Below are 23,017 nucleotides of genomic sequence, written 5' to 3' on the forward strand. Positions count from 1 at the left end.
GTTCGCGATCAGCGACCGAAGTCGCAGCGGAACAGCGTCGCCGAGTACTGGTCGGCATCCGCGTACTGCACGGCGGCTCCTCCCAGTGCCGTGCTGATCGACTCGAGCACCTGCTCGACGTGCAGCTGTGCACCACGCCATTGCTCGGCGCAGCCCTGGAACGCGTTCGACGCGGTGCCGACCCACGACGACTGCAGCTGCGTGAGCTGTGCCATCAGGGTCGTCGACTCGGTCTGCAGACGTTCCATGGTGGCGCGCGCAGAACCCTCGGCAGCGTGAACGGCCTCGGTGTCGACGGTGAAGACGGACATGGGAACTCCTCTCGTTGGGGTTCCGACGCTAGGCGAGCGGTGCGCGCGGCATCCGCCATCCGCCCGCGACTGGCGCTTCAGGGGGAGAACCCGCACGAGTGCGCGTCTGTGCACGAATCAGAGGTCGAGAGGCTCGATCGGTTGCGTATCCTCGAGCAGATGAGCGGGAGTGGCCCGCGCGGGTGCCAGCGGCAGGTGAACCGTGAAGGTGGCACCGCCACCCGGCGTCTCGGACACCGCGACACTGCCGTTCAGGGCCTTCACGATGGACGCCACGATGGCAAGACCGAGACCGGAGCCTCCGGTCTCGCGCGCCCGGGACGTGTCCGCACGCCAGAAGCGCTCGAAGATCTGCTCGCGGATCTGCGGCGGGATGCCCTCTCCATGGTCGACGATCGCGATCGAACCCCGGCCTCGCACCCGGTCTGCATCCACCACGATCTCGATCGGACTGTCCTCGGGCGAGAAGCGGCGGGCGTTGCCGAGCAGGTTGGTCACGACCTGACGCACCTTGTTCTCCTCGCCGAGCACAATGGGGGGAGTGCGGACCGGCACGTCGCGGACCTCGGTGAAGTCGATCGCCGGCACGGGCTCCGTCGTACGCGCACGGCGCCGTAGACGCGACAGCGCGGTACGTCCGCGCGGGGCCGGTGCCGCCGCATCCGGAACCGCCTGCTCCGGAGCCGACACGGGTGCGGGGGCCGGTGCCGCAGCATCCACGGTCAGGTCGACGACCGTGATCGTGCGTCCGGGGGCCGCCGCACGCACGTCGAGTGCGGCGTCGCGGGCGATCGGACGCAGATCCAGAGGATCGATCTCGAGTTCGCGCTCTTCGTCGAGGCGGGCGAGGGCCAGCAGATCCTCGACCAGGACGCCCATCCGGATGGCCTCCTTCTCGATGCGCTCCATCGCTCTGGCGGTGTCCTCTTCGCCCTTGATCGCGCCCATTCGATACAGCTCGGCGTAGCCGCGGACGCTCACCAGCGGAGTCCGCAGCTCGTGGCTGGCATCGCCGATGAACCGACGCATGTGCCGCACGGTGCGATCGCGCTGGGCGAGCGAGTGATCCGCACGGTCCAGCATCGCGTTGATCGCGGCGTTGAGCCGGCCCACCTCGGTCGTCGGCTCGAGATCCGTGAGGCGCTGACTGAAGTTGCCGGCGGCGATCGACATCGCGGTCGACTCCACCTGACTGAGCCGTCGGAACGTCAGCGTGACGAGCCCGCGCATCAGCAGAGCGGCGATCACGATCGTGATCAGAGCCACGGTGATGTAGATCCCGAAGAACTGGCTGATGATCCGGTCGACGGCACCGAGCGGCTGGGCGACCAGCTGTACGAGCACGGCACCGCCCTCGCCGGTCGTCGTGGCGACCGAGGCCTTGAACTCCATGCCCTTCGTGCCCGAGAGCGAGAACACCGAGCCCTCGTTGTCGAGGGCGTCCTGCACGGAGTAACTGGAGGGGAACAGGGGCGAGCCGCTGGTGGTGCTGCTGCCGCCGGTCGTCGCCCGCAGCACGCCGTCGACGTCGTAGACCGCGAGGAAGAGGTCGCGCGGCGTGTCCTTCTGCGTGAACGTGGCATCGCCATCGACCTGCTCGACGGTGAAATAGCGGCCGATGAGGTCGGCCGACGCCAGCGCCGGGAGCTGCGACTCGATGTTCTGGATCAGCGTGGTGCGCAGGATCGGCACCGTGCCGATCCCGGCGACCAGCAGCCCCAGCGCGAGGACCGCGACGGTGACGCCGGTGACCTTCGCGCGCAGGCTGATCGCCCGCCACCAGCGGGTGACCGCATCCTGCTTGTGCGCCATGCGGTCCTCCCTGGTGGCGACGGGTGCAGCGGTGGCTGCGTGGTTACTTGCCGACCTTGAGCATGTACCCGAAGCCGCGCTTGGTCTGGATGACCGATTCCTCGGTGTGCGGATCGATCTTGCGGCGCAGGTACGAGATGTAGCTCTCCACGATGCCGGCGTCGCCGTTGAAGTCGTACTCCCAGACGTGGTCGAGGATCTGCGCCTTCGACAGCACGCGGTTCGGGTTGAGCATCAGGTAGCGCAGCAGCTTGAACTCGGTCGGGCTGAGCTCGATCGACTCGGATCCGACCTGCACGTCGTGCGTGTCCTGGTCCATCGACAGCTCGCCGGCGCGGATCACCGACTCCTCGTCCGCCTGCATCGTGCGGCGGAGGATGGCCTGTGCGCGTGCGACGATCTCGTCGAGGCTGAACGGCTTGGTGACGTAGTCGTCGCCGCCGGCGTTGAGGCCCTCGATCTTGTCCTCCGTGCCGTCCTTCGCGGTGAGGAAGAGGATCGGAGCGGTGAACCCGGCACCGCGGAGCCGCTTCGTGACGCTGAACCCGTTCATGTCGGGCAGCATCACGTCGAGGATGATGAGGTCGGGCTCCTCCTCGAGCACGGCGGAGATGGTGGCGGCGCCGTTGGCCACCGTCTTCACCTGGAACCCGGCGAAGCTCAGACCCGTGGAGAGCAGGTCGCGGATGTTCGGCTCGTCGTCGACGACCAGGATGCGCGCGTCAGTCATGACCCCATTATGGTGACTCCGCCGATGTCCTGGCTGATTATCCGCCGGAGCGCCGGATCAGGCAGCGAGTGCGTCCGCGTCGAGGATCGTGTAGCTGTACCCCTGCTCCGCGAGGAACCGCTGCCGGTTCTGCGCGTAGTCCTGATCGATCGTGTCGCGGGCGACGAGCGTGTAGAAGCTGGCCGTGCGGCCGGATGCCGTCGGGCGCAGCAGCCGTCCGAGCCGCTGCGCCTCCTCTTGACGGGAGCCGAACGACCCGGAGACCTGGATCGCCACCGAGGCGTCGGGAAGGTCCACCGAGAAGTTGGCCACCTTCGAGACGACGAGCAACGGGATCTCGCCCTCACGGAACCGGCGGTACAGTTCCTCGCGTTCGTCGATCGGTGTCGCCCCAGTGATCTGCGGGGCGTCCAGAGCTTCCGAGAGCACCTCCAGCTGGTCGAGGTACTGGCCGATCACGAGGATCTGCTCGTCCGGATGCTTCGCGATCAGCTCGCGGACGGCCCGCACCTTGGCGGGCGCCGAGGCCGCCAGGCGATAGCGCTCGTCGTCGCTCGCGGCGGCGTACTCGAGGCGGTCGCCTGCGGGCAGGTCGACCCGCACCTCGAAGCAGGCGGCGGGGGAGATGTATCCCTGCGCCTCGATCTGCTTCCACGGGGCATCGAACCGCTTCGGGCCGATCAGGCTGAACACGTCGCCCTCGCGCCCGTCCTCCCGCACCAGCGTCGCCGTGAGGCCGATGCGCCGCCTGGCCTGCAGGTCTGCGGTGAGCTTGAAGACCGGCGCCGGCAGCAGGTGCACCTCGTCGTAGACGATCAGACCCCAGTCCAGAGCATCCAGCAGCGCGAGGTGCGCGTACTGGCCTTTCCTCTTGGCGGTGAGGATCTGGTATGTCGCGATCGTGACGGGCCTCACTTCCTTGCTCTGCCCCGAATACTCGCCGATCTCCTCCGGCGTCAGCGTGGTACGGCGGAGGAGTTCATCGCGCCACTGCCGCGCCGAGACGGTGTTGGTCACGAGGATGAGGGTCGTCGTCTTCGTGGCCGCCATCGCCCCGGCGCCGACGATCGTCTTCCCCGCGCCGCACGGCAGCACGACGACCCCCGAGCCGTCCTCGGCGAACGCGTCGACGGCCTCCTGCTGGTACGGCCGGATGCTCCAGCCGTCCTGCTCCAGAGCGATCTCGTGCGGTGTCCCCGGGGTGTAGCCGGCGACGTCCTCGGCGGGCCAGCCGATCTTCAACAGCTCCTGCTTGATCTGTCCGCGCGCCCAGGCGTCGACGACATAGGTGTCCGGGGAGGGATGGCCGATCAGCAGCGGCTGGATGCGCTTGTTGCCGGCGACCTGGGCGAGCACGGCCGGGTCGGACGAGCGCAGGATGAGCGTGCCTTCCGCATCGCGCTCGATCACGAGGCGTCCATACCGCTCGACGGTCTCCCTGAGATCGACGGCGACCGAGGGCGGGACCGGAAAGCGCGACCAGCGGTCGAGGGTGGCGAGCATGTCGTCGGCCGTGTGCCCCGCCGCGCGGGCGTTCCACAGGCCCAGACGGGTGATCCGGTAGGTGTGGATGTGTTCGGGTGCGCGCTCCAGCTCTGCGAAGATCGCGAGTTCATGGCGGGCGCTCTCGGCATCAGCGTGGGCGACCTCCAGCAGCACGGTGCGATCGCTCTGGACGATCAGAGGGCCATCAGACATAGCAGAACAGTCTACGGCCGCGTGTGTCACGAGGGCTCGATGGCCGCCGAACGGATGCTCGAGACGGGCAGGGTGCGCTCGACATCGGCTGCGCGATCGCGACCGCGCAGCCGCCCGCCTCCGAGGCCGGTGACCTCGAGGAGCAGCTCGCGGGTCGAGCCGTCGGGCATCCCCACGGCGACACGGAGCACGGCCTTCGCGCGCACCGCGGCCTCGAGTTCGCGACCGAGCCAGGCCGCGTCGGCATCCGCTCCCGCGCTGCCCTCGCGCAGCCGGGAGACGAGTGCGGAGTAGTCCGCGGGCTCGACGCGCGGAGGGGCGACGGCGGGGTGCCGACCACCACTCGCGATCCGGCCGTCGGCATCGACGAGCGAAGCCGGGTAACGGGCGTCGGTCAGCGCCCAGTACGCCGCATCCCGAGCGGCGTTCGTCGTGAGGTGCCCGTCGCGGACCGACAGTCCGAGCGGACGCAGGGTCTGATCGACTGCCATCATCTGGAGAAGTGCGGGGTCGGAGCTCTCGATGCGCGTCCTGCCGGGCTCTGCGTCCGTGAGGACCCGGACCATACCGTGCCTCGCTCCCGTCTGCTCGATCAGGTAGCTCAGCGGTTGCGGGACACCCGTCAGCGAGATGCTCTCGAGGAACTCCGAGAGCGACGCCACCGTCTCGCCGATCGCGAAGGCCTTCGCGACCGACTCCGGGGTGAAGCGGTAGGTCGAGGCCTGCGCGGCCGACTCGCGCTCCGCGACGGTGCGCAGACGCACGTCGACGGCGGATGCGAGGGGTCCGGGAGCGATCGCCGTCAGATCGTTCTGCAGGAACAGCCGGTCGACCTCGGCGGGGAGATGCGCGATCAGCGCCTCTGGACCGATCCGACCGCCCTCTCGAACGGCGTGCGCCCATTCGGGTTCGGAGCCGTCGTCGGCGCGCAGTCCCAGCAGGCGTGCCTTCGCTTCGAGCCCGGCGCTCCGCTCGGACCAATCGGGATCCCACGGGTACGCGCCCCGCCACAGGGAGGAATCCGTCCATCCGCCCGCGTCGGTCCGGATGCCACGGGGAAGTCCCGCGCGGAATCCCTCCACAAGGGCTTCCCAGCGTTCGGCGACCGACGACCGGAGCCATCCGTCGGCAGACGTGGTCGCGTACAGCTGGCGTCCGACGGGAGTGAGCAGTCCGGCGAGTGCGGCGAGATCGACCAGGGAATCGACGGCATCCGCAGGCACTCCGTGCTCGGCGAGGTCCTTGCGCTCCACTGCGCTCAGCGATCCGTCGGCGATCAACGCACGAGGCCGGTCCTTCGTCGCGAGTATGAGGTCGGCGATCATGCCGACCGTCGTGAAGGCGTGTTCGGCGGCGCGTGCCGTGGACGCCTCGTCCGCGTCGTTCGGACGGCCTGGCTGCGCGACGTCGACGGCAGGGCGCTCGCGCACCGCCGCAGCGACGGGTTCCGGGAGTTGACCGTCCGGGCGCAGCAGCCCGAGGCCGATCAGCGGCTCTCGGAGCGCGCCCGGATCGCCTCCCTGTGCCGCACGAGCCAGGGCCGATGCTTCGTCGCGGGTCAGTGTCGGGAGCACCCGTGAGAGCGATGCCGCTTCGAGGAGGGACTCCGCCGCATCGAAGAAGTCCTGCCACCCGACATCCGCTCGCACACCTCGCGCGCCGAACAGCGCGTCGAGCTCTGCATCGCTCGCCGCGGCCAGCCAATCGGCCAGCGGTCGCGCGTGCGTGCTCATGACGGATGCCTCACTGGCGAGAAGCCGCGCGGCCCTTCCTGACGAAGCTCATGATCAGCAGGGCGACGATCATGGCGAACGCGGCGGGGAGTCCCCAGTACGGGATGCCGGCGATGAACGGCCACGCGCCGTCGACGAAGTCGTCCTTCGTCATGCCGACCGCGGTGCCGATGATGATCGCGAAGAAGCAGACGATCGAGGCGGCGGCCAGGCCGAGCGCCGTGAACGCCAGGATGCGATCCAGGCGACGGATCTCGGGTTCGGAGTTCTGCGCGCTCATCCCACTCAGCCTACCGCGTGCCCGACCGGTAGGCTGGAGGGGGTCGCACACGGGTGCGGCCTCTTCCGTACGACTCAGCGAGGTTTTCCCATGCCCACCGGCAAGGTCAGGTTCTACGACGAGGACAAGGGCTTCGGCTTCATCGCCAGCGATGACGGCCAGGACGTCTTCCTGCACGCGTCCGCGATGCCCGCGGGCACCGTCGTGAAGGCGGGGTCGCGTCTCGAGTTCGGCGTCGCTGACGGCAAGCGCGGACTGCAGGCGCTCTCTGTTCGCGTGCTCGAGGCGCCGCCGAGCCTCGCCAAGGCGAAGCGCAAGCCCGCCGATGACATGGCGATCATCGTCGAGGATCTCGTGAAGCTCCTCGACGGCATCGGTGGTGACCTGCGTCGCGGCCGCTACCCCTCGTCGAGCCACGGTCGCAAGATCGCCGCTGTCCTTCGCAAGGTCGCCGATGACCTCGACGCCTGATGCCGACGAGCGCCTGATCGGTGCTCACGATCTCGCGCTGGCCGCACTGCGCGAGATCACCCCTTCGTCCACGATCGGCCCGGCCGCGGGTTACCTCCTCGAGGAGGACGGCTCGGTGTCGCTGCGGTTCGAGAACCGCCTTCCGGGTTACCCCGGGTGGTACTGGACGGTGACGGTCGCCCGTGTCGACGACGAGGAACCGACGGTCCTCGAGGTCGAGCTGCTCCCCAGCGATGGCGCGCTGCTCGCGCCCGAATGGGTGCCGTGGGCCGAGCGTCTCGCCGAGTACCGGGCGCACCAGGTGGAGCTGGCGGAGCAGGCGGCGGCCATCGCCTCCGCCGCGGGCGACGCCGCTGATGCCGAGGGGTCGGACATCGACGAGGCGGATGACGACGAACTCGATGACGACGAACTCGAGGATGAAGATCTCGACGACGATGAACTCGACGACGACGACATCGAGGAGTCGCGCGTGCTGCACGCCGGCGACGTGGACGGTGTCGACATCGATGAGCTCGACGAGTCCGGCGATGGCGAGGACGACGACTCGGATGACGACGACGATTCCGCGGATGACGAGTCGGGCGATGACGACTCGGACGCGGATGACGAGTCGGGCGATGACGACTCGGACGCGGATGACGAGTCGGGCGATGACGACTCGGACGCGGATGACGAGTCCGATGACTCGGATGAGGATCGCGACTCCGAGGATGATGACGCTGAGGACTCCGACGACGACGAGGACGGCATCTCCGACGACGAGGAGTGATCGCACGCGATCGCGTGCAACCTGAGACGACGAAACCCCGGTGCCGCGGCACCGGGGTTTCGTCGTCTCTCAGGCTTTCGTGCCGGATTCAGGAAGCCTGCTGGGCGAGCACGAAGTCGAGCGCTCGCGTCAACTGGCGTACGTCGTCGGGCTCGATCGAGACGAAGGTCGCGACGCGGAGCTGGTTGCGACCGAGCTTGCGGTACGGCTCGGTGTCGACGATGCCGTTGGCGCGCAGGGTCTTCGCGATCCCTGCCGCATCGATCGCGTCGTCGAAGTCGATCGTCACCACGACGGGGGAGCGGTGCGCCGCGTCGGTCACGAACGGCGTGGCCACGCTCGATGCCTGCGCCCAGTCGTACAGCACACCGGAGGACTCCGCGGTGCGCGCGGCGGCCCACTCGAGACCACCGTTCGACAGGATCCAGTCGAGCTGGCTGTCCAGCAGGTGCAGCGTCGTCAGAGCGGGGGTGTTCAGCGTCTGGTTCAGGCGGGAGTTGTCCACGGCGTTCTTCAGGCTGAGGAACTCGGGGATGTACCGATCGGAGGCCGCAATGCGCTCGATGCGCTCGAGCGCCGCGGGCGACACCGCCGCGAACCACAGGCCGCCGTCGGAGCCCAGGTTCTTCTGCGGAGCGAAGTAGTAGACGTCGGCCTGCGTGACGTCGAAGTCGATGCCGCCCGCAGCGCTGGTCGCGTCGATCACGGTCAGTGCGCCGTCTGCGGCGACCCGCTCGATCGGGGCGGCGACTCCGGTCGACGTCTCGTTGTGCGGCCACGCGTACACGTCGACGCCGTCGGTGATCTCGGCCGCGATGCGCGAACCGGGCTCGGCCTTGCGCACATCGGGGGCGTCCAACCAGGGAGCGCCCGCCGCGGCGGCGAACTTGCCGCCGAACTCGCCGAAGACGAGATTCTGGCTGCGCTTCTCGATCAGGCCGAAGGCCGCGGCATCCCAGAACGCCGTGGACCCTCCGTTGCCGACGATGATCTCGTAGCCCTCGGGAAGGCGGAACAGGTTCGCGAGCCGCTCGCGCACGCTCCCGACGAGGTTCTTCACCGGAGCCTGACGGTGCGAGGTGCCCAGCAGACTCGCACCGGAGGCGATCAGCGCCTCGAGCTGCGCAGGGCGCACCTTCGAGGGGCCGCATCCGAAGCGGCCGTCAGCGGGCAGGAGGTCACGGGGAATCTCGATCGCCATTCCTCGATTCTAGGGCGCGGGCCGGTAGCGGTTTCGCCGCGTGACGCCGTGATGTCCGCGGGGGAAGGTAGGCTTGCCTAAGACCATCGGAGGGCCAGATGACCGACCTGATCGACACCACGGAGATGTACCTCCGCACCATCCTCGAACTCGAGGAGGAGAACATCGTTCCGCTGCGCGCGCGCATCTCCGAGCGGCTCGGTCACTCGGGTCCGACGGTCTCGCAGACCGTCGGACGCATGGAGCGCGACGGACTCGTCATCGTCTCCGAGGACCGTACCCTCGAGCTGACCGAGTCGGGTCGCCGCAAGGCGATCGACGTCATGCGCAAGCACCGGCTGGCCGAGCGCCTTCTCTCCGACGTCATCGGCCTCGACTGGGCGTATGTGCACGACGAGGCGTGCCGGTGGGAGCACGTGATGAGCGAGCAGGTCGAGCGCCGCCTCGTCGAGCTCCTCGGCCACCCGACGGAATCGCCCTACGGCAACCCGATCCCGGGTCTCGACCAGCTCGGCGACTCTCCTGCTCGCACCTTCGATGAGGGCGTGATCGGTCTCGTCCAGAAGCTCAACGCCGCCGGCGCTCCGATCGAGGGCACGGTGCGTCGTCTGGCTGAGCCCGCACAGGTCGACCCCGAGCTCCTCGAGCAGCTCCGCGACGCGGGTGTCGTGCCGGGTGCCAAGGGCGACTACCGCTTCAACGAGGGCTACGTGCTCATCCAGATGGAGGGCAAGGACGACGGTCTCGAGCTCCCCGTCGAGCTCGCATCGCACATCTTCCTGGTCGGCGAGAACGCCTGATCCGCGCGTGCTCCCCGCCGATTGTCAGGTTTGCGGGGTGACACGATCGTTATCTTCCGGTAGCCTCGGTCAGGTCGTCAGCGAAGAAGCCCGCTGACGATGAAACCATGGGGATCGCCTTCCAGGCTCGTCGTCCCCATGGCAGGAACGCACAAAGTACCCGAGCTACATTCGTGCCACGAGAAGCAGAGTGCCGACGAGCCAGCGCTACCCGAGCGTGCAGGCGCAGGAGGACATCGTTTTGGTCGCAGACATCGAATCGCCCGAGAAGAGAACTGAAGATCGAGCAGTAGCCCGCCGCGTCGACGCTCCACGCTCCGCAGCCCGGGTGGTCAAGCCTCTCCGATCGATCGCGATCTTCGGGGCGGTCGGCGCTCTCGTGGCTGCCGTCGCGCTTCCCGCCTACGCCTCATCGAAGCCGATCGACGAAGCCGCGACCACGGTCCAGCAGCTCGCTGCGGTCGATGCGCAGTCGCTCGTCGTGGCCTCCGAGGCCACGGCTGCACCCATCGAGCACGGGTCCTTCTCCGCGACGACCCCCGAGGAGATCGCGAAGAAGAAGGCCGAGGAAGAGGCGGCCGCACGCGCGGCCGCTGCAGCTGCGGCGGCCGCCGCGGCAGCGAAGAACTCGACGACCAGCACCACCTCGACGACGTATACGGGTAACTACGCGCTCACCGCTCCCGGCTCCGGCGAGGTCCGGTACCCGCTCCCGATCGGGTCCTACAACGTGAGCCGTACTCTCGGCAACGGCCACAACGGCATCGACATGGTCGCGCCGGCCATGACCCCGATCTATGCCGCGACCGCCGGCGTCGTCCGCGTCTCGTCGGAGGACTACTTCGGTTACGGTGTCGGTGTCGTCATCGACGGCGTCGTGGGAGGCGCAGCGGTCGGAACCACGTACGGCCACATGACCTATGGAACCCGTCAGGTGCAGGCGGGGCAGACCGTCTCCGCCGGTCAGCTGATCGGGTTCGTGGGCAGCACCGGGCGCTCGACCGCCAACCACCTGCACTTCGAGGTCAAGGTCAACGGCACGCTGCTCGAGCCGGGCGGCTGGCTCTCCGCCAACGCCGGTTGATCCGCCCCGGACGGCTGACACGCGCTGTTCATCGTCTGTTTCGCCCCGATCCCTTCGGTGATGGGTTAGCCTGATCCCGTTGTCGAGCGACGGGAGAGGCTGATGGAACGAATACCAGGCATCCGCACCATGGATGACCTCGGTCGACTCGTTCTCCAGCATCGTATGCAGGGACGTCACGGTTCTGCCGTGTGTGGAAGGCGCTGTCTGTAGGCAGCGCCTTTTCTCATCCCCGGGTACGCACTTTCCGCCGCACGATGTCGTGTGAGTCGAGAGTGCCGGGAAGCCGTCCCGGCGGATCGAGAGGATGAAGATGCGCACACTGGTCCTGAACGCCGGCTACGAGCCTCTGGCGATCGTGTCCTTCAAGAGGGCGCTGGTCCTCGTCATGAACGAGAAGGCGACCGTGATCGAGCGGGTCGAGGGCGACCCCGTGTGGGGCAGCCACGGAGTCTACGACCGGCCCGCCGTCATCATCCTGTCGAGATACGTGCGGGTCCCGATGACGAGACGAGTGCCTGTGACGCGGCGAGGCGTGCTGCGGCGCGACAATCATCGCTGCGGATACTGCGGAAAGGCCGCGTCGACGATCGATCATGTGATGCCGCGCTCGCGCGGGGGTCTCGACTCGTGGGAGAACCTCGTGGCCTGCTGCCTGCGCTGCAACAACGTCAAGAGCAATCGCACGCCGCAGGAGATGCACTGGCAGCTCCGTGTCACGCCGCGTCCGCCGCACGGGACCACCTGGAGCGTCCGAGGCACGGACCGCAGCGACCCCCGATGGGAGCCCTATCTCGCTCTCGCCGCGTGACGGTTCCCGACCCCCGATCCCGGTAGACTCGTGGCACGCCTTCGTAGCTCAGCAGGATAGAGCAGCCCTCTCCTAAAGGGCAGGTCGCTGGTTCGAATCCAGTCGAGGGCACCGCATCCTGATCACCGTCCCACGTCGGCGGCCCGCAGCACGGCGGCGAAGCTCGCCTCCAGGACCGAACGAGCGCGCCCAGCCGCCCACGAGATCTCACCGGCTCCCGCGGTGCGGTACTCGATCAGGGTGAGGGCGTCGCTGTCGGTGCCGCCACCGACGCTCGTCTGGTGCAGCGACAGCACCTCCACGCGGCTGCCGGCCTGCGCGAGCGCTGCGGTCAGAGCCTCGACCGGACCGAGCCCGTCGGTGCGGAACGTCGCGGTACCCGAGCCGGTGCGCAGCGTCAGCTCCGTGATGCTCTGGTCGACCTGGTAGCCGACGAGCGCCGGCGCCTGAGGACTCGTCGTCAGATAGCCGGCTTCGAACACCTGCCACAGATCCGCCGCGGAGAGCTCGTCGCCGCCGGCATCCGTGCGCTCCTGAACCTTCCGCGCGAAGTCGATCTGCAGCCGTCGAGGCAGCTCGATCCCGTAGCCGGTCTCGAGCAGGTAGGCCATGCCGCCCTTGCCTGACTGGGAGTTGACCCGGATCACGGCGTCGTAGCTGCGACCGATGTCGGCGGGGTCGATCGGCAGGTACGGCACCCGCCAGGCCTGGTCCCGCTCGTCGACGCCGTCGGCGGCGGCGCGTGCCCGGTGCTCGGCGAATCCCTTGCGGATGGCATCCTGATGCGTGCCGCTGAAGGCGGTGTGCACGAGGTCGCCGACGTACGGATGCCGGGCGTGCACCTCGATGCCGTTGCAGTACTCCACCGTGCGACGGATCTCGTCGATGTCCGAGAAGTCGATCATGGGATCGACGCCCTGCGCGTGCAGGTTCAGGGCCAGCGTCGCGATGTCGACGTTGCCGGTGCGTTCGCCGTTGCCGAAGATGCAGCCCTCGACGCGCTGTGCTCCGGCCAGCACCGCCAACTCGGCGCACGCGATCCCGGTGCCGCGGTCATTGTGCGGGTGCACCGACAGGATCACGCCGTCACGGCGCTCGAGATTGCGGTGCATGTACTCGATCTGGTCGGCGTAGACGTTGGGGGTGGCGATCTCCACCGTCGCGGGGAGGTTGAGGATGACCGGACGTTCGGGCGTCGCGTCCCACAGCGTCGTCATGGCATCGCAGACGTCGAGGACGTAGTCGGGCTCGGTGAGGTTGAACACCTCGGGGGAGAACTCGAAGCGCACGCGGGGCAGGTCGCCGGCGAGATCGAGCACATCGGCGCCGGCCGTGAGGATCAGCTCCCTCAGCTCGTCGCGGGACCGGCCCAGCACGACGTCGCGCCACGTCGGCGCGGTCGCGGTGTAGACGTGGATGACGACGGGATTGCGGATGCCGGCGATCGAGGCGACCGTGCGCTCGATGAGGTCCCGCCGGGCAGCGGTGAAGACGACGATCGTGACGTCCGCAGGGGCGAGGTCGGTGTCGGCGATCAACCGGACGAAGTCGAAGTCGGTCTGCGAGGCCGAGGGGTAGCCGACCTCGATCTCCTTGTATCCCATTGCGATCATGAGTTCGAAGAAGCGGCGCTTGCGGGCGGGGTCCATGGGTTCGGCGAGGGCCTGATTGCCGTCGCGCAGGTCGACCGGCACCCAGAGCGGCGCGGCGGTGAGGCGGCGAGTCGGCCAGGCACGCTCGGTGAGCGGCACCTCGACGCGGTCATGCGGGGCGGCGTAACGATGCGACGGCATCTGCGAGGCGCGCTGGCGGTTCCAGCTCGGCGCCTGCGAGGGGACGGGGCCCGCGGGGGTCGACAGGGTGGCGAACGGTGAGGAGGTCATGGGCGACGACGATAGCAACTCCTCAGACAAGTTGACAAGTTGTATAGTGAGGGCATGGCCCCCATCCAACGCATACCCCTGGCCGATCAGGCGGCGGAAGTGCTCCTCGAACGCGTCCGCTCCGGCGAGTGGGAGCTGGGGCAGAAGCTCCCCGGCGAGACCACGCTGGCTCCGCAGCTGGGTGTCGGGCGATCCACCGTGCGCGAGGCGATCCGTCAACTCGCGGGGAGGGGCGTGCTCACCACGCGGCAGGGCGCGGGGGTGTTCGTCACGGCGCTCGACGTTCCGGAGGACTGGGACGCCGTGCTGCGTCGGGCCGACATCGTCAGTGTGATCGAGGCGCGCATCGCGATCGAGTCCGAGGCAGCATCGCTCGCCGCCTCCAGGCGCACCGCCTCCGACGTCCGCGCGATACGCAAGGCGCTCGACGTGCGTCGTGACGCGACCCGGAGCATCGAGGAGCACGTCGACGCCGACACGGCGTTCCACCGGTCGATCCTCGTGGCCGCCCACAACCCGATCCTGCTCGAGCTGTTCGACGGGCTCACCCCCCGACTGCGTCAGACGATGATCGAGATGCTGCGCATCCGCGCCGCATACGGAGGAGCAGATGACCACGCGCGGCACGTGCGTCTCGCCGAGACCGTGATCGATCGGGATGCCGATGCCGCGGCATCCGAGAGTCGCAGCCACCTGAGCGGCCTCAAGCTGGCGCTCGCATGACCGGCGTCCTGCGACTCGACGGTGTGACCTTCCGCCGCAACGGCATCGAGATCCTGCACGGGATCGATCTCGAGGTCCGGGCCGGAGAGCACTGGGCTCTGCTGGGTCCGAACGGGGCGGGCAAGAGCACGATCCTCGGCTTCTGCGGTGCACAGACCCATCCGACCAGCGGCAGCGTCGACGTTCTGGGCAAGCGGCTCGGGCGCGTCGAACTGCAAGAACTGCGGCGCCACATCGGCCACGTGAACCCGCGGCATCCGCTCCGCTCCGACCTCACCGTGCTCGACGTCGTGCTCACCGGATTCACCGGAACGATCGAGCGGATGATGCGCTGGGCGCCGAGCGCCGAACAGGTCGCCAGGGCGCAGGAGCTCATCGCGATGGTCGGGCTCGACGATCGCGCAGAGGTGCACTGGCCGACGATGTCGCAGGGCGAACGGGGGCGGTCGCTGATCGCCAGGGCGCTCGCGCCGGCTCCCGAACTGCTGCTCCTCGACGAGCCGACGACCGGTCTCGATGTCGCGGCGCGCGAGCAGTTGCTCGAGACCATCGACGATCTCTCTCGCACCGAGCCCGAGCTCGCCTCCGTGCTGGTGACGCACCACCTCGAGGAACTCCCCGAGAGCACGACGCATGCGATGGTGATCGCCGACGGCCGCGTGCTGGCGACGGGTGCCGTGGGCGACGTCGTGACCTCGGAGACCATCTCTGCGGCGTTCCGGCATCCGATCGACGTCGCCCACCACGGCGGGCGCTGGAGCGCACGCGCTCGCAGACGCCTCGCCGTGTGAGGGTCAGTCCTCGCCGCGCCGCCAGAGCTTCGACGGCCACCAGATGCGCTTGCCGATGTCGTAGGCCAGCGCGGGGACGAGCAGCGAGCGCACGACGAAGGTGTCGAGCAGCACGCCGAACGCGACGATGAACGCCAGCTGCACGAGGAACAGGATCGGGATCACGGAGAGAGCCGCGAAGGTCGCGGCCAGCACGAGCCCCGCCGAGGTGATCACACCGCCGGTGATCGACAGACCGCGCAGGATGCCGTCGCGCGTGCCGTGCTTCACGGACTCCTCGCGCACCCGCGTCATCAGGAAGATGTTGTAGTCGATGCCGAGGGCGACGAGGAACACGAAACCGTAGAGCGGTACCGCCGGGTCGGCGCCGGGGAACTGGAAGATGCCGTTGAAGACGATCGCGGAGACGCCCAGCGCGGTGCCGAATGACAGGACCGTGGTGAGGATCAGCAGCACCGGGGCGAGGATCGAGCGCAGCAGCAGCATCAGGATCAGCATGATCACGACGAGGATGACCGGGATGATCAGGTTGCGGTCGTGGATCGACGCGTCGTTCGTGTCGATCGAGGTCGCCGTCACGCCACCGACGTGGGCGCCGAGTGCATCGAGCTCACTGCGGAGCTCGCGCACGGTGTCGGCCGCGGCGTCGGAGTCGGCGGCATCCGTCAGCGTCGCCTGCAGCAGCACCTCGCCGTCGACCACGGTGGGATCGGGCGCGGGGGTTCCCGGTGCGCCGACCGCGCCGATCCCGTCCTCGGTCACCGGAGCGGAGCCGCTCGGCGAGTCCGCCGCGGTGACGGTCACACCGTCCACGCCCGAGCTCGCGAGAAGCACGTCGGCGGCATCCTGCAGACGGTCCTCGTGCACCAGCACGTAGGCGGGGCTTCCCGAACCGCCGGGGAAGTGCTCGCCCAGCGCCGTCTGCCCGTCTCGCGCCTCGGATGCGCCGAGCACGAGATCGGACTGCGAGACACCTGAGGCGTTGAGCTGCGTGACGCCGGCGGCGCCGACGATCAGCACGAGGGTCGTGACGATCCAGATCGCGCGGGGGCGTCGGCTCACCGCACGCGAGAGGCGGGCCCAGATGCCCGTGGTCTTGTGGCCGTCCTCGGCGATGACCACTTCGGGCTCGAACACCGGACGTCGCGGCCAGAACACCGAGCGTCCGAAGAGCATCAACAGGGCGGGGAGCAGGGTGAGGGCGGCGAGCATCGCGAAGACGATGCCGATCGCGGCGACGGGACCGAGGGTGCTGTTGGACTTGAGGTCGCTCAGCAGCAGGCACAGGAGCCCCGCGATCACGGTTCCGCCGGACGCCAGGATGGGTTCGAACGATCCCTTCCACGCGGCGAACAGCGCCGCTCCCTTGTCGTGGGTCGAGCGCAGCTCCTCGCGGAAGCGTGCGACGAAGAGCAGGGCGTAGTCGGTCGCCGCGCCGATCACGAGGATGAAGAGGATGCCCTGGGTCTGTCCGCTGAGCAGCAGGATCTCGGCCTTGGCCAACCACCACACCACGAGCAGTGCGACGCAGAGCGCGAAGAGGCTGGTGGAGAGCACGACGATCGGCAGCAGCGCGGAGCGGTAGACGAGCACGAGGATCACGAGCACCGCGAGCAGTGCGACGCCGAGGAGCAGACCGTCGATGCCGGCGAAGCCGGCGGAGAGGTCGGCGCTGAATCCCGCGGGCCCGGTGACGAAGACAGTGACGCCGTCGGGTGCGGCCTCTCGCAGGTGCTCGGCCAGCGCCTCAACGGTCTCGGAGAGCTCGGCGTCTCCGCTGACCGGGATGAACGCCTGGACGGCCTGACCGTCGTCGGAGGTGATCGCGGGCGACACCTCGTCCTCGATGCCCTCGACATCGGTCGATGACGTGATCGCATCCGAGATCGCGGAGACGTCGCTCTCGGAGAGCGTGCCGTCGCCGACGAACACGGCGATCGCGGGGATCGACTCGCTGTCGTTGAAGTCGCCCAGAACCTTCTGCACGACGGTCGCATCCGCGGACTCCGGCAGATAAGTGGTCCGGTCGTTCGACGAGACCTCGTCGATCTTGCCGAACAGCGGACCGCCTGCTCCGGCCGCGGCGAGCCAGACGAGGATCAGGAGTGCGGGGACCAGGGCTCTGATCCAGGAGCGGCGGCGCGGCCGCTCGCGGGTCTCGTTCTCGGGCGCGGGGGCATGCTCGACGGGGGTGGTCATGGTGTTCCTCTCGGATTCCAGGAAGGGCTCACGACACCCACGCGAGGATGAGGATCATCGTCGCGAGGAAGCCGGAGAAGTAGTTGAGGGAGATGAAGCGTCGCCAAGAGCGGTTGGTGGCCCCGGCGGTCTCGTCGGTGACGTTCCACCAGGGTGCGGCGTTGACGACATAGGGAAGGGCGAGGATCGCGCCGAGTGGGCCCGGCCATGGGACGAACAGCATGATCACGCCGGCGGCGAGCCACAGGATCACAGTGAGCCGTACGGTGCGGCGCGCGCCGATCACGGTGGCGATCGAGGAGAGGCCGCCGATCCGATCGGGTTCGATGTCCTGCACAGCGCCGAAGGCGTGCGCGGCCATGCCCCACACGAAGAACGCGATCAGCACGAGCACGCTCGCCGGGGTCATCTCGGCGCGCGCGAGGGCGAAGCCGACGACCGCCGGCGTCACGAAGTGCAGACTCGAGGTGACGGAGTCGAGGAACGCGCGCTCCTTGAAGCGCAGGCGCGGTGCCGAGTACGCGATGACGGCGAACACCGAGACCGTGAGCGCGATCCAGGAGAACGGGTCGCCCACGGCGTACAGGTACACCAGGAACGGGATGTTCGTCAGCGCGGCCGCCCAGAGCGTCGTCCGATGGATGCGGGGCGCGAGCAGCGCGCCCTCGATCCCGCCCTTGCGCGGATTGGCGAGGTCGGAGGCATAGTCGAACACGTCGTTGATCCCGTACATCGCGAGGTTGTACGGCACGAGGAAGTACAGGAATCCGATGATCAGTGTCGCGTCCACCTCACGGGTGGTCAGCAGGTAGGCCGCGGCGAAGGGGAAGGCGGTGTTGATCCAGCTCACCGGACGCGACGACAGGACGATCTGGCCCGCGTCGCGCAGCGCGGTCATCGGTCCGCCTCCGTCGTGGGGGCCGAACGCCGGGAGCGCAGCAGCGCCCACAGCGCGGGGAGCAGGAGCGCCCCGGCGAGCGGGTAGGCGAAGTCCTCGACCGGGGCGAGACCTATCATCACGCCGGAGAGCAGATCGGGCGCATAGTGGAACAGACCGCTCGCGATCATGAGGTTGTCGAAGACCGCGGTGAGGATCACCAGCACCCCGACCGTCACCGCCACGGCCGCAGCGACCGCGCGGCGGCGCGAGAACAGCGTCGACACGATCGAGGCGGCGACGGCCAGGCCGATGAAGACCAGGGCGAGCACCAGGTAGCCGCTCACGAGGGCTGCTCCGTCCGCCGGCGCCGTGCGGTGGACAGCATCCGCACCGTCCCGGAGTAGACGATCATCGTGCAGACCGTGAGGAAGAGCAGGAAGACCGGTTCCTCGAGAGGCATCTCGGGAGCGAGCACGATGCCGGTCGCGATCGCGGCATCCCCGCGCAGGAAGATCCCCGCCGAGATGCCGACCGCGTCCCAGGCGAGGAAGAACGCCAGCCCGGCGATGGTCACGATCGTCGCCGCCAGCGGATCACGCCAGAAGAACAGACGGAACCGCCGGTCGAGCAGCAGCATGCAGCCGAGCGAGACCAGCAGGAAGGTCAGGTAGAGCGCGCCGGTCATCTCGTCGAGCTCCGCTGCTGCACGCGGACGGGCTCGGGCAGCGGGCCGCCGGAATGGTCGCCGCGGATGCGCTTCAGCACGAGCTCCGCGCTGATCAGGCACATCGGCACGCCCACTCCAGGGGCGGTGGTCGCCCCGGCGTAGTAAAGCCCGTCGACGCGACGCGAGACGTTCTGCGCACGGAACATCGCACTCTGGGAGAGCACGTGCGCCGGGCCCAGCATCCCGCCGCGCCACGAATGGTAGTCGGACGCGAAATCCGCAGGTCCCGTGGTCTGCCTCACGACGATCCGCTCACGGAGATCCGGGATGCCGGCCCACTGCGCGATCATGTCGATCGCCGCATCCGCAGTGCGCTCGACCTCGGGGGAGCCCGCGCCGTCGGCGCCGCCGTGACCGATCCCCGTGTCGGCGGGCACCGGCACGAGCACGAAGAGGTTCTCATGGCCCTCGGGTGCCACCGAGGCATCGGACGCGCTCGGACGGCACACGTAGATCGACGCGGGGGAGGGGATCTCCGGATCCGCGCCGAAGATCGCCTCGAAGTTCGCGTCCCAGTCGTCCGTGAAGAACAGCGAGTGGTGCGGCATCTCCTCGAGGCCTCCGCGGACGCCGAGCATGACGAGCACGGCACCGGGGCCGCTGATGCGCCGATTCCACCAGCTCTCCGGGTAGGTCTGCAGGTGCGGGGGCAGCAGCGCCGTCTCGGTGTGATGCAGATCCGCTCCGGAGACGACGATGTCGGCATCCTCCCTGTGACGGATGCCGTCGGCGTCGACCCAGTCGACCCCGGTGACGCGGGTCCTCCCGCGGCCGGCCGAGGCTGTGGCGATGCTGCGCACATCCGCGCCCGTGCGGATCTCGGCACCGGCGTCTCGGGCCAGCTCGGCCAGGACCTCGACGACGCGCCAGAAGCCGCCCTGCGGATAGCTCACGCCCTCGTCGAGGTCGAGAGCGCTCATGAGGTGGTACATCGAGGGCGCGCTGCGCGGGTCGGTGCCGAGGAACACCGCGGGGTAGCCCAGGATCTGGCGCAGCACCGGATGCCGGAACCGGCGGGCGATGAACGATTGCAGGCGCACGGTGAGCAGCGTCGCCAGAGTGGGCAGCCGCCGAACCACGTCGGGGACCAGCAGGCTCGACAACCGGGTGAACGGGTTGTAGAGGAAGTGCTTCTCCGCCAGCGTGTTGGCGAGATCCGCCGAGTCCAGGTACTCCGATATCGCCGCACGGGATCCGGGTTCGAGCGAATCGAACAGCTCGAGCGCGGCCTCGCGTCCGGCAAAGACGGTGACCGGCTGCTCGCCGTTCGCCGGATCGCGGAAGACGCGGTACCCCGGATCCAGCCGGGTGAGATCGAGGTGATCCTCGACCCGCGTCCCCATCATGCGGAAGAAGTGCTCGAAAGCGCGGGGCATGAGATACCAGGAGGGCCCTGCGTCGAATCGGAACCCTTCGCGCTCGATCGAACCCGCACGTCCCCCCACCCGATCGTTCTTCTCGAGGACGACGACCTCGTGCCCTTCGTGTCGCAGAAGGCCGGCGGTCGCGAGGCCGGCGACGCCCGCCCCGATGATCACGACCCGGCTCATGCGTCGCGCTCCTTCGCTGTCATGGCGATCGCGCGCAGGGCGATCGTGGCCTTCTCGGCATCGGGTACGCGCACGCGGCGGCGGTACAGTTCGGCCGCAGGGGTGGTCGCGACCTTGCGGGTGAGGGCCGAGAACAGGCCGTGCGCGGTGCGCACAGCCGCGCGGGCGTCCTTGGGCAGCAGCGGGATCGACAGGGCTGCGCCATCCAGCTGCTGATGGACCGTGGCGACCCAGCGATCCCGATCGGCGTCGGTGATCGTGGCCGACTCCGAGAGGTAGCCGCGTTGCAGTCGGGAGGTGTCATCGGCGATGTCGCGCAGGAAGTTCACGTTCTGGAAGGCCGCTCCCAGCTGGCGTGCCCCGTGCTCGAGGGCCTCGAGCTGCGGGGCCGTGCGGCGCTCGGCGTGCATGAACACGCGAAGGCACATCAGACCGACCACCTCCGCCGAACCGTAGACGTACTTGCGGTGGGCCCCGTCGTCGTAGGTGGTGACGGCCTCGCCGCCGGGGTGCGCGAGGTCCGCGCTCATCGACTCGAAGAACGGACGGGTCAGCTCTTCGTCGATTCCGGTCGTGCGCGCGGTCCGGCCGAATGCGTGCAGCACGAGATCGGTGCTGTAGCCGCGGCGCATCGCCGCATGCGCATCGGCGATGTACGCCTCGAGTGCGTCCGTCTGCGCGCCGAGGTCGAGACCCGCCTCGGCCGCGACGCCGTCGACGATCTCGTCGGCGACCCGCACCATGGCGTAGATGTTGCGCACGTGCTGTCGATGCCGCGCGCCCAGCAGCCGGGTGGCGAGACCGAACGACGTCGAGTACGAGCGGATGACATCGGATGCCGCGATCTCCGCGGTGCGCGTGAAGCGGGCGAGGGCGGCATCCGCCGCCCCGGAAGCGGTGTGCCTGGTCGCGGTCACGAGCGTCTCCCGTCGATCCTCGCGGCCAGCGCCAGCAGGACGTCTCGGAGCGCGCGGGGGAGGGCCGCGTCCGGCGCGGTGAGCAGCTGCCGCGCGTCGGCGAGCTCCTCGGCGACGAGGTTCTCGACGAAGGCCTCCGCGCCGCACTCTCGGAGCCGGTCGCGGATCCCCGCGGCATCGGCGGCGCTCAGATCGGCCGTGCCGAAGCGGAGTTCGATCGAGGGCCAGACGCTCGTCATCCGGGCGTAGGCGATGATCGCGGTCTCCTTGCCCTCGCGCAGATCCGAGTGCGGGTCCTTGCCGTGGGTGTCGGCATCGCCGAAGGCAGAGAGGAGGTCGTCCTGCAGCTGGTATGCGAGACCGAGATGGCGACCGATCGCGGCGATCGCAGCCTCGGACTCCGGCGAGGCGTCCGCGAGGATCGCAGCGGCGCGCAACGGGAGCTCGAAGGAGTAGGCCGCGGTCTTCCTCGTCGTCATCGCGAGGATGCGCGGCAGCTCGGGCGTGATCACGCCGTCACTGAATCCCACGTCGGTGTGCTCGCCCACGACGGTCTCGAGGATCACGCTCTCCAGCAGGTCCAGAAGGCGGAGGCGCATGTCCGAGGGGACGTCCGCACGGGCGAATCCCATGACCGACGAGGTGAGCAGGAGATCGCCCATCAGCACTGCGCCGGTGCGCCCCCAATGACGGGCATCGGCCTCGGGGATGCCGATCGTCGACGACGACGGGCGCTCGGCGAGAGCGCCGATGAGGTTCGGGCGCCCGCGGCGGACGATGTCGCCGTCGAGCACGTCATCGTGCAGCAGGAAGCCGTAGTGCAGCAATTCGACCGTGGCGGCGAGCTCGATGGCGGCGTGTGCGGTCGAGGGTGTCGGCGCGGCCTCGCCGTGGAAGGCGTCGAAGGCATCGAGGAGCAGGCGGGGGCGGACGAGCTTGCCGCCCAGCGCCGTCTCGGCGGTGAGCTGCCACAGCCGGAGGAAGTCGGGACCGTAGGCCTCGGCGGACGCGATCCCGGCCGAGAGGCGGCGTCGCAGGGCGTCTTCGACGAGGGAGGAGAGTGCGTCAGCGGTCGCGGCGACGGCGGACATCAGATCGCCCCGAGACTGCGGAGGAGACCGATCTGCTCGCGCATCCACGGGCTGAAGACGAAGGGCGTGCTCTGCACGGCCTGCACGATGTCGTCCGGGCTCGCCCACGCCCACTCCGACACCTCTTCCGGGCGCGGATCCATCGGTCCCTCGAGGACGGCGAGATGCACGGGGCAGATCTCGTTCTCCACGATCCCGCTGGCATCGACCGCGCGGTAGCGGTAGTCGGGGAGGACCGTGCGGACCTGGGAGACCCGCACTCCGAGTTCGTCGGCGGCACGGCGGTGCACGGCATCCAGCATGGCTTCGCCCGGACGCGGATGCCCGCAGAAGCTGTTCGTCCACACGCCGGGCCAGGTCTGTTTCGACAGTGCGCGACGGGTGAGGAGGATCCGACCATCCGCGTCGAGCAGGTGGCAGGAGAAGGCGAGGTGGAGGGGCGTGTCGGTCGTGTGGACCTCGTGCTTGGGCAGCGTTCCGATGGGCACAGCGGCGTCGTCCAGAAGGGTGACCTCGTCCATGTTCCCTCCTCCATTCACTAGCTAGGCGAGTA

Annotated in this window: 23 protein-coding genes and 1 tRNA gene; 8 read left to right on the forward strand and 16 right to left on the reverse strand. The window is 68.9% G+C overall.

Going from position 1 to position 23,017, the window contains the following annotated elements:
* Positions 1-8: 8 nt before the first annotated feature.
* From ACI3KS_RS03210 to ACI3KS_RS03235, 6 genes are all read right to left on the reverse strand, one after another.
* Complete coding sequence (locus ACI3KS_RS03210) at positions 9-311, reverse strand: WXG100 family type VII secretion target (RefSeq protein ID WP_404915140.1); 303 nt, start codon at positions 309-311, stop codon at positions 9-11.
* Positions 312-428: 117 nt separating this feature from the next.
* Positions 429-2,123 carry an ATP-binding protein gene (locus ACI3KS_RS03215; RefSeq protein WP_404915142.1) on the reverse strand — a complete coding sequence of 565 codons (1,695 nt, stop codon included), beginning with the start codon at positions 2,121-2,123 and terminating at the stop codon, positions 429-431.
* Between the two features lie 43 nt (positions 2,124-2,166).
* On the reverse strand, positions 2,167-2,853 hold the full coding sequence (locus ACI3KS_RS03220; RefSeq protein ID WP_404915144.1) for a response regulator transcription factor: 687 nt from the start codon (positions 2,851-2,853) through the stop codon (positions 2,167-2,169).
* Between the two features lie 57 nt (positions 2,854-2,910).
* Positions 2,911-4,551: a DNA repair helicase XPB gene (locus ACI3KS_RS03225; protein ID WP_404915146.1), complete on the reverse strand. Its 1,641-nt coding sequence runs from the start codon at positions 4,549-4,551 to the stop codon at positions 2,911-2,913.
* A gap of 26 nt (positions 4,552-4,577) precedes the next feature.
* A complete protein-coding gene (locus ACI3KS_RS03230) occupies positions 4,578-6,284 on the reverse strand; it encodes a helicase-associated domain-containing protein (RefSeq protein ID WP_404915148.1) in 1,707 nt (568 codons plus the stop codon).
* Positions 6,285-6,294: 10 nt separating this feature from the next.
* On the reverse strand, positions 6,295-6,564 hold the full coding sequence (locus tag ACI3KS_RS03235) for a multidrug ABC transporter ATPase (protein WP_404915150.1): 270 nt from the start codon (positions 6,562-6,564) through the stop codon (positions 6,295-6,297).
* Positions 6,565-6,654: 90 nt separating this feature from the next.
* On the opposite strand from ACI3KS_RS03235, the gene ACI3KS_RS03240 reads away from it, so the two are divergent.
* On the forward strand, positions 6,655-7,035 hold the full coding sequence (locus ACI3KS_RS03240) for a cold-shock protein (RefSeq protein WP_404915152.1): 381 nt from the start codon (positions 6,655-6,657) through the stop codon (positions 7,033-7,035).
* The gene (locus tag ACI3KS_RS03245) at positions 7,019-7,807 is read left to right on the forward strand and encodes a DUF3027 domain-containing protein (RefSeq protein WP_404915154.1); all 789 of its coding nucleotides are present in this window, start codon (positions 7,019-7,021) and stop codon (positions 7,805-7,807) included. The genes ACI3KS_RS03240 and ACI3KS_RS03245 overlap by 17 nt, the downstream gene beginning before the upstream one ends.
* 88 nt (positions 7,808-7,895) lie before the next feature.
* Here the strand turns inward: ACI3KS_RS03245 and serC are convergent, their stop codons facing one another.
* Positions 7,896-9,008, reverse strand: coding sequence for a phosphoserine transaminase (gene serC / locus ACI3KS_RS03250; RefSeq protein ID WP_404915155.1), 1,113 nt, complete (start codon positions 9,006-9,008; stop codon positions 7,896-7,898).
* Between the two features lie 98 nt (positions 9,009-9,106).
* On the opposite strand from serC, the gene ACI3KS_RS03255 reads away from it, so the two are divergent.
* The 4 genes from ACI3KS_RS03255 to ACI3KS_RS03270 all read left to right on the forward strand — a co-directional run bounded on the left by ACI3KS_RS03255 (position 9,107) and on the right by ACI3KS_RS03270 (position 11,814).
* Positions 9,107-9,808 carry a metal-dependent transcriptional regulator gene (locus ACI3KS_RS03255; protein WP_404915157.1) on the forward strand — a complete coding sequence of 234 codons (702 nt, stop codon included), beginning with the start codon at positions 9,107-9,109 and terminating at the stop codon, positions 9,806-9,808.
* 328 nt (positions 9,809-10,136) lie between these two features.
* Entirely contained in the window at positions 10,137-10,892 is a 756-nt protein-coding gene (locus tag ACI3KS_RS03260) for a M23 family metallopeptidase (protein ID WP_404915159.1), read from the forward strand.
* A 313-nt stretch (positions 10,893-11,205) separates the two neighbouring features.
* Entirely contained in the window at positions 11,206-11,703 is a 498-nt protein-coding gene (locus ACI3KS_RS03265; protein WP_404915161.1) for an HNH endonuclease, read from the forward strand.
* A 37-nt stretch (positions 11,704-11,740) separates the two neighbouring features.
* Positions 11,741-11,814 (forward strand) — tRNA-Arg (locus ACI3KS_RS03270).
* Between the two features lie 11 nt (positions 11,815-11,825).
* On the opposite strand, the gene ACI3KS_RS03275 is transcribed toward ACI3KS_RS03270, so the two are convergent.
* Positions 11,826-13,586, reverse strand: a complete 1,761-nt coding sequence (locus ACI3KS_RS03275) for a 2-isopropylmalate synthase (RefSeq protein ID WP_404915163.1) — start codon at positions 13,584-13,586, stop codon at positions 11,826-11,828.
* A gap of 54 nt (positions 13,587-13,640) precedes the next feature.
* On the opposite strand from ACI3KS_RS03275, the gene ACI3KS_RS03280 reads away from it, so the two are divergent.
* Together ACI3KS_RS03280 and ACI3KS_RS03285 are read left to right on the forward strand one after the other, a co-directional pair.
* The gene (locus ACI3KS_RS03280; RefSeq protein WP_404915165.1) at positions 13,641-14,309 is read left to right on the forward strand and encodes a FadR/GntR family transcriptional regulator; all 669 of its coding nucleotides are present in this window, start codon (positions 13,641-13,643) and stop codon (positions 14,307-14,309) included.
* Positions 14,306-15,100, forward strand: coding sequence for an ABC transporter ATP-binding protein (locus ACI3KS_RS03285; protein WP_404915167.1), 795 nt, complete (start codon positions 14,306-14,308; stop codon positions 15,098-15,100). Before ACI3KS_RS03280 ends, ACI3KS_RS03285 begins: the two co-directional genes overlap by 4 nt.
* A gap of 3 nt (positions 15,101-15,103) precedes the next feature.
* On the opposite strand, the gene ACI3KS_RS03290 is transcribed toward ACI3KS_RS03285, so the two are convergent.
* Genes ACI3KS_RS03290 through idi form a run of 8 tightly spaced genes read right to left on the reverse strand, consistent with a single transcriptional unit; the run spans position 15,104 to position 22,985 of the window.
* On the reverse strand, positions 15,104-17,299 hold the full coding sequence (locus tag ACI3KS_RS03290; protein ID WP_404915169.1) for an MMPL family transporter: 2,196 nt from the start codon (positions 17,297-17,299) through the stop codon (positions 15,104-15,106).
* 28 nt (positions 17,300-17,327) lie between these two features.
* A complete protein-coding gene (locus tag ACI3KS_RS03295; RefSeq protein ID WP_404915171.1) occupies positions 17,328-18,197 on the reverse strand; it encodes a prenyltransferase in 870 nt (289 codons plus the stop codon).
* Positions 18,194-18,523 (reverse strand): lycopene cyclase domain-containing protein, encoded by a 330-nt coding sequence (locus tag ACI3KS_RS03300; RefSeq protein ID WP_404915173.1) that lies wholly within the window; start codon positions 18,521-18,523, stop codon positions 18,194-18,196. The genes ACI3KS_RS03295 and ACI3KS_RS03300 overlap by 4 nt, the downstream gene beginning before the upstream one ends.
* Positions 18,520-18,864 (reverse strand): lycopene cyclase domain-containing protein, encoded by a 345-nt coding sequence (locus tag ACI3KS_RS03305; protein WP_404915175.1) that lies wholly within the window; start codon positions 18,862-18,864, stop codon positions 18,520-18,522. The genes ACI3KS_RS03300 and ACI3KS_RS03305 overlap by 4 nt, the downstream gene beginning before the upstream one ends.
* Positions 18,861-20,456, reverse strand: coding sequence for a phytoene desaturase family protein (gene crtI / locus ACI3KS_RS03310; protein ID WP_404915177.1), 1,596 nt, complete (start codon positions 20,454-20,456; stop codon positions 18,861-18,863). The genes ACI3KS_RS03305 and crtI overlap by 4 nt, the downstream gene beginning before the upstream one ends.
* Positions 20,453-21,373, reverse strand: coding sequence for a phytoene/squalene synthase family protein (locus ACI3KS_RS03315; protein ID WP_404915179.1), 921 nt, complete (start codon positions 21,371-21,373; stop codon positions 20,453-20,455). The genes crtI and ACI3KS_RS03315 overlap by 4 nt, the downstream gene beginning before the upstream one ends.
* On the reverse strand, positions 21,370-22,464 hold the full coding sequence (locus tag ACI3KS_RS03320; protein WP_404915181.1) for a polyprenyl synthetase family protein: 1,095 nt from the start codon (positions 22,462-22,464) through the stop codon (positions 21,370-21,372). Before ACI3KS_RS03320 ends, ACI3KS_RS03315 begins: the two co-directional genes overlap by 4 nt.
* The gene (gene idi / locus ACI3KS_RS03325; RefSeq protein ID WP_404915183.1) at positions 22,464-22,985 is read right to left on the reverse strand and encodes an isopentenyl-diphosphate Delta-isomerase; all 522 of its coding nucleotides are present in this window, start codon (positions 22,983-22,985) and stop codon (positions 22,464-22,466) included. The genes ACI3KS_RS03320 and idi overlap by 1 nt, the downstream gene beginning before the upstream one ends.
* Positions 22,986-23,017: the final 32 nt, after the last annotated feature.

It is taken from the genome of Microbacterium sp. ZW T5_45 (assembly GCF_044987415.1).
Classification (GTDB): domain Bacteria; phylum Actinomycetota; class Actinomycetes; order Actinomycetales; family Microbacteriaceae; genus Microbacterium.